Source organism: Sorangiineae bacterium MSr11367, from assembly GCA_037157805.1.
Taxonomy (GTDB): domain Bacteria; phylum Myxococcota_A; class Polyangia; order Polyangiales; family Polyangiaceae; genus Pendulispora; species Pendulispora rubella.
In genome coordinates this window covers 8,348,804-8,357,440 of sequence record CP089983.1, presented here as the reverse complement: position 1 = coordinate 8,357,440, position 8,637 = coordinate 8,348,804, and the positions used below count along the sequence as shown (strand labels likewise).

General features: G+C 64.0%; 6 protein-coding genes. 3 read left to right on the top strand and 3 right to left on the bottom strand.

Going from position 1 to position 8,637, the window contains the following annotated elements; genetic code table 11:
- The first annotated feature begins 18 nt into the window (after positions 1-18).
- Both LVJ94_32455 and LVJ94_32450 read left to right on the top strand, forming a co-directional pair.
- Positions 19-1,671, top strand: coding sequence for a multidrug ABC transporter permease/ATP-binding protein (locus tag LVJ94_32455; GenBank protein WXB01620.1), 1,653 nt, complete (start codon positions 19-21; stop codon positions 1,669-1,671).
- Positions 1,668-2,933 carry a TauD/TfdA family dioxygenase gene (locus LVJ94_32450; GenBank protein WXB01619.1) on the top strand — a complete coding sequence of 422 codons (1,266 nt, stop codon included), beginning with the start codon at positions 1,668-1,670 and terminating at the stop codon, positions 2,931-2,933. Before LVJ94_32455 ends, LVJ94_32450 begins: the two co-directional genes overlap by 4 nt.
- Before the next feature lie 7 nt (positions 2,934-2,940).
- Here LVJ94_32450 and LVJ94_32445 read toward each other — a convergent pair whose 3' ends face one another.
- From LVJ94_32445 to LVJ94_32435, 3 genes are read right to left on the bottom strand one after another with little or no spacing between them, the layout of a single operon-like run.
- The gene (locus tag LVJ94_32445) at positions 2,941-3,846 is read right to left on the bottom strand and encodes a hypothetical protein (GenBank protein ID WXB01618.1); all 906 of its coding nucleotides are present in this window, start codon (positions 3,844-3,846) and stop codon (positions 2,941-2,943) included.
- 38 nt (positions 3,847-3,884) lie between these two features.
- Entirely contained in the window at positions 3,885-5,507 is a 1,623-nt protein-coding gene (locus LVJ94_32440) for a hypothetical protein (GenBank protein ID WXB01617.1), read from the bottom strand.
- 4 nt (positions 5,508-5,511) lie between these two features.
- Positions 5,512-7,494: a DUF839 domain-containing protein gene (locus tag LVJ94_32435; GenBank protein ID WXB01616.1), complete on the bottom strand. Its 1,983-nt coding sequence runs from the start codon at positions 7,492-7,494 to the stop codon at positions 5,512-5,514.
- Between the two features lie 333 nt (positions 7,495-7,827).
- Between LVJ94_32435 and LVJ94_32430 the strand changes: the two genes are divergently transcribed.
- Positions 7,828-8,610 carry a trypsin-like serine protease gene (locus tag LVJ94_32430; GenBank protein WXB01615.1) on the top strand — a complete coding sequence of 261 codons (783 nt, stop codon included), beginning with the start codon at positions 7,828-7,830 and terminating at the stop codon, positions 8,608-8,610.
- Positions 8,611-8,637: the final 27 nt, after the last annotated feature.

The window sequence follows — 8,637 nt, the reverse complement described above, 5'->3', positions numbered from 1 at the left end:
CCCACCAGGAGACCTTCCGTGAACCTGCTTCGTTCGATGTTTCGCCAAAGCCGCCGTACCATCGTGTTGGTTCTGGCGTTCAGCATCGCGAGCTCCGGGCTCAGCGTTCTGACCATCGCCTTCATCAACGGGCGGCTTCTGACCGCGCCGCCCGCCCTCGGGCCCGCGCTGGTGCACTATGCCGGCCTGCTGCTCGCGCTGTTCGCCTTCACCGTGGCCGCACACGCCACCATGGTCCGCCTCGCCCAGCGATCCATGTACGAGTTGCGCCGCACACTGGTGAAGCGCGTGCTCGACACCGACATCGAGCGCCTCGAGGCCCTGGGCTCGGCGCGCATTCTGGCCAGCTTGAGCAGCGACACCGGGCATATCACCACTGCGCTGATTGCATTTCCTGCGGCCGCGTACGGCGCCACGCTCAGCATTTGTGGTTTCGGCTATTTGGCATGGCTGTCCCCGCGGCTGTTTCTCGCCACCGCGGGGTGGATCGCCCTGGTGGCCGTGGTGAGCGTCGCCGTGCTGACCCGCACCTACCGCCACGCCCGCGCCATGCGCGAATCGGAGGACGGGCTCTATGCCGATTACCAAGCGGTCATCGAAGGCCGCAAGGAGCTCGCCTTGAACCGGGAGCGCGCCCGCTTCGTCTACGAGCGCGAGTTCGAGCCGAATGCCCTCCGCAATCGCGATCAGACCACGCGTGCGAGCATCCTCAATGGCTTCAACGATGCCTGGATCAATGCCATGGTGCTCGGCGCCATCGGCTTGTCCTTCTTCCTGGCGCACGGTTTCGGCTGGGCGAGCACGGGGGTTGCGGCCACGTATGCGCTCACCATCCTGTTCCTGCGCGGCCCCCTCACGGACGTCGCCCATACGATTCCCGTCCTGGTGAATGCAGGCGTCTCGCTGAACAAGGTGCACGCGCTGGAGCTCGCGGAGTACCAGCCGGCGTTCGAGCCTGCCGGCGCGTCGCTTCCGTCGGATTGGAGCACGTTGTCCCTGGAGGCGCTCACCTTCCGCTACCCGGGCGCCGGCGAAGGCTTTCACGTGGGCCCCATCGATTTGACCCTGCGGCGGGGCGAAGTCGTATTTCTCGTGGGTGGGAACGGGAGCGGCAAATCGACCATCGCGCGCCTGCTCACCGGGCTTTACCGGCCGCGCAGCGGGCGAATTCGCATGGATGCCGCGGTCATTGGCGATACGCAGATGCCTTCGTTTCGCCGGCTGTTCGCCAGCGTCTTTTCCGACTTTCATCTGTTTCGCCACGTGCTCGGACCGGGCGGCGCGAACGCGAACGAAGCCGAGATCCTCGAATGGCTCGAGACGTTGGACATGACCCACAAAGTGAGCCTCGAAGGCGGCGCCCTGTCGGATACACGATTTTCCTTCGGGCAGCGCAAACGCCTCGCGCTCTTGCTTGCCGTCATGGAAGATCGCCCCATCCTCGTCTTGGACGAGTGGGCCGCCGACCAAGACCCCGTTTTTCGGCGCATCTTCTACATGGAGCTGCTGCCGCTCTTCAAAGCCGTCGGTAAGACCGTATTTGCCATTACGCACGATGAGCACTATTTCCATTTGGCCGATAGGGTCCTCAAGGCCGACGGCGGGCAATTGTTCGAATACCGGCCCCGGCACGAATCGGCTTTGCGACCGAGAGAGGTGACCGTACGATGAATGCAGGTTCTTCCGCGTTGCCCGAGTGGCAAGGCGTGACGACACGCGCCGTGGACGCTAGGGAGAGGCCGTACGCCAGCGGCGAGACCCTCTTGCCGGTGGTCATCGAGGCCCATCGATTTCGCGACGTCCGAACCTTGCGCGAATTCCTGGTCACCCATTCGGCTGCGCTCAAGGACACGATGTACGAGCACGGCGCGATTCTGCTGCGCGGATTCGACGTCCAGCGCGATGAGGACTTCGAGGGCATCGTGACGAGCCTCGATGCCACACGGCCGATGTCGGGCTACTTCATGAGCGAGCCCGGCCGAGACAAGATCGCGGGTACCCGCGCGGTCTTCAATACGAATTCATTCTACAAGACGGGCGGCGGCCTCCATCTCGGTGGATTTCATAGTGAGAATTTCTATTCGACCGACGTCCCTGCGGTTCAGAGCTTTTGGTGCAAAGAGCCGCCCTCCCTCGGCGGAGAGACCGCGCTCGTGCAGAGTACACATATGTATGCCGATCTGCCGGATGCGCTGAAGCAAAAGTTCGAAGGGGAGAGGGTGCTCGCGGGAATCCTTCCGCTGTCGACCGTGGCCGCGCGCTATCGGCTGTCGGTGGACGCCGTGAAGGCGTTTTGCCTCGAGGCCGGGCTCGAGGTGAAGGGCGATTCGGTGCTCGTCCACAAGCCTGCGGTATACAAGCATTGGTGCACGGGGCGGCTCGCTCTCCAGATCAATTTTTCGTCCGAGATCAAAGGCCTCGACGCGGCACTTCGACGGTTGATCGCGCCGAGCTATCGCGGCCTTCGATGGGCCCTGCCGCGCCTCGGCTGGCGTTACCCCGCGGTGGCTGCGCTGCTGCCGGCGCTCGAGTCGTGGCGCCTCGCGCTCCAGGTCCTGGTCGGTGGCATGGCCGCGCTGGCGGGACGCGTGTTCGGCAAACATGCGGCAGCGAACGGCCCTGCGGCCTCCACGGGACGGATCGCCGAGCGGCTCACGCCGGAAGACGTCGAGACGCTCGCCGCGGCGATTTGGCGGCACACGTCGGTCTTTACCTGGAAGAGGGGCGACGTCCTCATCTTCGACAATTTGCAATTGTTGCACGCGGGCATGCCCGGGCGCGGCCGCCGTGAGATCCGCGTGATGATGTGCGACCCGATCCGGATGGACTTACCGCTTGCATCGGGGCTCTTCGAGGCGCCGAGGGCGAATCCTGCGTACGAATCGATGGGCACCCGCTTGGAGCGCCTCGCGGAGGCATCGCCCGCGCCATGACCTCGCGCTACAGCGGCACGCAACGGTAATACGCGATGCCGTCCGACATGAACGCATCCGAATGCGTCCACTCGGCGCCCGTCGCGGTGAAATCGACGCGCGCGGCGTGGTTCGACGCGAGGAAGCCAGCGGCCGTGGCATCCGTGGGAACGTCTTTGTAGTCGTCATAACGCAATAGCGCGTAACGGCGGCCCGGTGTGAGCCCGGATGCGGTCACCGTCGCATGGAGTTGGACCGGCGACTCCCCCGTGGAAACATTGGGCTCGTCCTTGCGATCCACGGACAATCGAACGGGCAACGTCGCCGCACGTTCGTCCACGATTCCGGTCACCGCCGTGCCGTAATCGACGTTCTTCGGGATGCAGCCGCCCGCGGACGAGTCGTAGGTACACTTCTTCCGCGTCGCGGAGAGCGTGCCCATGGTGCGGTGCAATCGATCTCCGAAGTTGGAATTGAACCAGAGCGTGTCCGCCGGATCGTACGTCGACGCGCGCGCGTACTCGATGCCCACCGCCGGCACGATGTGGTCGTAGTCGGGGTCGTCGGTGCCGTCCGTTAGGTACACCGCGAAGATGGCGGGGTGACCTTGACTCACATGCGACTTGAGCCAAACGGAGAATGCCTCGAACTGCGGCTTCGGTTTCTCGTAATCCCAGTTCGTGTACTCGAAATGGAGGCGGTCGAGCGTTTTCGATTCGTTGACCCCGAGCAGGACCTCGCCGCCCGCCACCTTGCGCACCACCTTTTGCGAGATCCACGAGCCATAATGCAGTGCGATGGACTGAATCGATGTCTCACCGCAATACCCGTGGCCGTTGGGCCATTGGGTGCGCGGCGGAATGTCGATTTGGTGGGCGGGTGACGCCAGGAGGTAGACCGCGAGGCACGAGGCAAAACGCATCGATAGGGCCATGGTCGAAACGGAAACGCACGCCGAGGTGTTCTGTCAAGCTACTTGCCTGCTCGCGCCGTGCGGCGTCGGTCGAGGCGGGCTTCGGCGATTCCCGTCGGCGGATCGCCCTCGGGCAGTGCGCGGTGCACGTGGAGGGCAGGGGCGACCGTCGCGTCGCGTCCGCGGGCAAAGCTCTGCTCGTGCACGATGACGCGATACGCCTTGTCCAGGCGCAGGGCGCGCGCGGAGCTCGGCAGGAGGAGCACGCTCACATCGGAGCTGGCGCGCGCGGCCATGGCGGGTTCGAGCTGGCCGTTGCCGTCGAAGAAGCGCGTGAGCACCTCGTCGTTGGCGCGAAGCTCGTCGCCGGCGCCGTTCCACTCCAGGTACGAGGTGTACTCGCCGCGGCCATCGGCACGGGTGGGCTCGTGGAGTCCTTCGAGACCGCGCTGCGTCGGATGGAACCAACCGCGCTGAAAGCTCGCGGCGGGAAGCTTGCGCCCGAACGAGATGACGCTGTCGTCGGTCACACCGATCCCCGAGTGGCAACCGATGCAGAAGGCGTGCTCCTCGACGGTCTGCGTGCGAAGCGCGCCGCCGGCATCCTCGATGAAGCCTTGCAGGCGCCACCCTGCGCCGCTGCCGATTCCGCCCTCGCCGTCGGCCACCATCGCGCGCGTCTTGTGCGGCGATTGCGTCTTTTCCGACGCCTCGGCGGCGGCTTGCTGCTCGAATTCGCCGTAGGTCATCCAGCGGCGCTTCACCATATAGCGGAGCTCTTTCATGCGCGGCGCCATGCGCACCCGGCCATTCTCGACATCGAGGTAGCGCAGCGAGTGCGCGAACTCCGTGCCCTCGGGAAACAGCCCCGCGGCGAGGTGCACGCTGCCCTCACCCTGCAACACCGCCGCACGCCCGACCCAGGCCATGCCTCCGCCGCCGGGCTTCCAGCGATACCGCACCACCCGCGCCTCCCCGAGGGTGCCGTCGCCGTCCAAGTCCTGCCCGAGCGCACCCTCGTCGCTCGGGGCAATGGGCACGTCGTGCCGCGCGATCAACGCTTCGAGAATCGCGAGATTCACGGTGTAGACACCTCGATCGAAGCGTCCGTCGCGATGTTCACGAAACGCCGCGGGCAACCGAATCAAGGCATCGCCAAAGGACCCATTGGTCGGCCAAAAACTACCCGGCAATGGGTAATAGGCATAGGCGCGCCACCCCGTGGGCTGACCATCGGCCGCGCGATCGAACCCATCGTCATCGAATTGAAAGGCGATATCGGGTCGCCAGCCCACCGCGGTCCCGCGCGCCACGGTGCGGTAGTTGTCCTGGCGCACGTAGTTCGTGATCCACTCGTCGGAAATCTCCGCCACGGCGGCCGTGCGATCGACGAAAAGATTGGTCCACGGATTCACACGCGACGGAGGCGCGAACTCGTAGGCGAGTTGCAACGAGCCATCGGCCACGTAATTCGGTGGTGCCGAATCCGCATGGCACGTGAAGCACGGATTGTGCACGCGCCCGGTTTCATCCTGCGTCTTCGTGTAGCACTGCGGCGGTATGTACGGCGTACCACTCGGCGCCGCCTCCACATGCTCCACGAGGTGCACGCGCCGAGACTCCCGGCACCCCCCAAGGGCGACGAGAGCCACGAGCCCCAGCGCGTAAACCTTGAGCGACATGCGATTACGGTTGCAGCGAGGGGAAGGGGCCGACGACGCCGATCCAGCTTGCCGTTCCCGTGGCCTCGGTGTCCTTGGCGCGGGCCGAGTCGCTTTCACCATAGGGGTGCTGGACGGAGGTAATGAGATATCCGTGATTGCCGAAGTTCGGCACCCAGTACGGCGACGTCACCTCCGAGCCGTACGGCGTGGTGAGCACGCGGGTCAGTTTGCCCGAGGGCACGTGGTACGCCCAGAGTGCGTCATTTTGATGGCGCCCGGTGTCCTCGCCGATGATGAGCACCTTGTAGCCCGGAAGGTACGTCACGTTGTCCGGACTGGCGAGCCCGCTCACCGCGCACGTATTGCCCGTGTACGCGCTGCTCACCGGATACGCCGTTTCCGAGCCGGCGATGAGCGGATACCAATTGAGTGCCGCATACTCGGTCACCTTGGAGCCATTGGCATCGACCCAGGGTCCCACGTCGAGCGCAAACACCCCGCCGCAACGGTTCGGCGCCACGTTGATATGGTCGTTGCCGCCTGACTGCGCGCCCATCGACGACGTGATGTCGCTCAATCCGATGTAGATGCGATTCGTATCGGGATCGTAGGTGAGCCCCTCTTCCTTGGTGAGCTCCGCGGTCGCACCCTTGATCACGGCGTATCGCCGCGTTTCGAGCCGCGAAGCGGCCAGCTCTTTGCCGGCTTTGAGCTTCAAGCACTCCAGGTTCTCGTTGTCCCCGTTGGCCCGCACGAGCGTGTAGCCGTCGGCGCAGGTATTGCCACTTTGCACGTCGGCCGTGTCGAAGATGTCTTGAAACTTGATGCGCGGCCCGCTCGCCGGGTGAATCAGCGCGCTGATCTCCGCGTCCGTCGCATGCCCCAGCGGAATCCATTCGATGTCCGCGTGGAAGGTGCCGCCCGCCGGCGACGTCTGGTACACGCGCATCGCATACAGGTTGCCCGCACCCAGATCGCCCGCGTTGTCGGCGACGAACATCAGCAAGGTGCCATTGGTGACGTCGTCGGTGAGAAACACCGTCTTCTTGTCGGGCATCACGTACGCCAGCTCCATTCCGAGCCGGCCCATCGCATAATGCTTCTTCACCGCCGGTGCGCCGTTCGCATCGAGGGCCACCTCGACGGCATACCCGTGGAAGTACGACGAATACGCCGATTGAAATGCGCTCACGTTCGCATCGGGCGCGCCGTCGCCATTGGCATCGGTGAAATCGAGGCCCAGGTAGCGCCCCATCAACTTGATTTCGCCCCAGCGCCCGGTCTTCCCCAGCGCCTCCCACGTCGTTGCCGCATCCACGGGCCGCGCATCGACCTGCGCCTCCTCGCCCGAAAGATGCGTTCCCCACGGGGTCATCGACCCGGCGCACGAGCGATAGAGCCCATCGATCGACGACAGATCGATCGCTTTGGTCGCCGTCGCGGTGAGCGCACCGGTATCCGCCTGCGTCAACTTGGTGACATACAGCGCGGCGGGGTACGACTCGAACGAGTGCACCAGGAACTTGTTTCCACCGACGTCCAGAAGCGACGAAAAGTCATTCTGGTTGCTGACCATCGGCTCCCCGCCATCGTCCTTCAGCAGGGTGCCATCTTTGGCGAGTTGCGCACCGGCGCACGTCGAGGGGCTCGCCACGAGGTCACACTTCTTGTCGGGCCGCGACGGATCCTGACCCGAACGCAGAATGGGCTGATACCCAATGGCGATTTCCTTCCCATCGACATTGGCCTTCCCCGATGCGCGCACACTGTGCTTTTCGAGGTTCGTACGTGGAAACTCCACATCGCCGAAGGAAAGCCAACGCGCGGCATTTGCAGGCGGAGGCTGGGGCGCATCACCCCCATTGGCTCCATTTTTCCCATCGTTGCCGGGTCCACCCGGCCCACCCGGCGCCCCGGTGGCACCGTCATCGCCCGAGCATCCAAATGAAAGTACGAGAAACGAACCGGTCAGCAGACCGGCCGTCGTTCGAAAGATTGGCATCATCAAAGAGCCTCCGGGCCGCGGACGGTGCAGAACTTCGGTGACAATCCTGCGACGAAAGCGAAAAGAGTGAACGAATCCTTGCGACCGTGTGCGTGAGGCTCGGGTAGAGTAAGTGCCGCGCCGCAGCGGCTTCCATAGTTCAGTAATTGATAATACCAGTCACTCCATTCGTTTCTGTCGAGCGCTTATTTTTCGTGAGCGCGACAGTACGGCATGCTAGTGCCAATCGAAGCGAATCCGGATGAGTGATCGTTGCGGCCGCCGCGGAGCGAGCTGCGAGTGTCCTTGCGGAGCGCACCCACACCGAATCACCCGCTCGAAAGCGAGGTACTCATGATCGAATATCGCGTCGTCGTTCGCGCCATGTCCCTCATTGGCACAGGGCTCTTTCTATTCGGCTGCAGTGGGGCGGATTTCACGGCCCCCGAAGAAGGCGCTGCGGAAAGCGTCCAATCGCCGATTATCCACGGATCGCCGGATACGCACGATGGCGTCGTGGGAACGTATACCGGCAGCAGCTTGTGCACGGGGACGATTGTCTCCACCAAAGGCAACACCGGTTACGTCCTGACTGCGGCGCACTGTTGTGAGTCGGACTCACCGCCCAAGCAGGTACGCATTGGCGCCGATTTCCGCGCGGCCAAGGTCTACACCGTCAAGAAATACCTCGCCCACGCGTCGTACACGGGAAGTGCCGGCAGCTCTTACGACTTTTGCATGGTCTCGTTCGACGACGGCGACGGGAACATGAAGGTGATTCCCGCGCTGCCGCCGGAGCTGGACAACGTCAAAGTCGGCGACACCCTCGATGCCGTCGGCTACGGCCGCACCGAGAGCGAGCCGCACGGCTCCAGCAATTTGGCACTCAAGCGTCTCCATGTGACGTACGATGTCAAAGCCTTCCGGTCGAGCGGACTCAAAGCCGATTTCGACGCGCGGGAGGGTGGCACGTGCGAAGGTGATAGTGGCGGACCGGACCTCGTGACCATCGACGGCAAAACGTACGTTCATGGCGTGCATTCCACGGTGGACACCTACGATTGCAACAACACGTCGACGAGCGGCGTCGTCTCCAAGGTGAACCCCTGGATTCAGGACTTCATCAGTCGTAACTGACGAAAGTACGCCCGCCAGTTCGATTGG

Coding starts and splice junctions, on each gene's coding strand:
- LVJ94_32430 (WXB01615.1), top strand. CDS start 7,828: ATGATCGAATATCGCGTCGTCGTTCGCGCCATGTCCCTCATTGGCACA.
- LVJ94_32445 (WXB01618.1), bottom strand. CDS start 3,846: ATGGCCCTATCGATGCGTTTTGCCTCGTGCCTCGCGGTCTACCTCCTG.
- LVJ94_32440 (WXB01617.1), bottom strand. CDS start 5,507: ATGTCGCTCAAGGTTTACGCGCTGGGGCTCGTGGCTCTCGTCGCCCTT.
- LVJ94_32450 (WXB01619.1), top strand. CDS start 1,668: ATGAATGCAGGTTCTTCCGCGTTGCCCGAGTGGCAAGGCGTGACGACA.
- LVJ94_32435 (WXB01616.1), bottom strand. CDS start 7,494: ATGATGCCAATCTTTCGAACGACGGCCGGTCTGCTGACCGGTTCGTTT.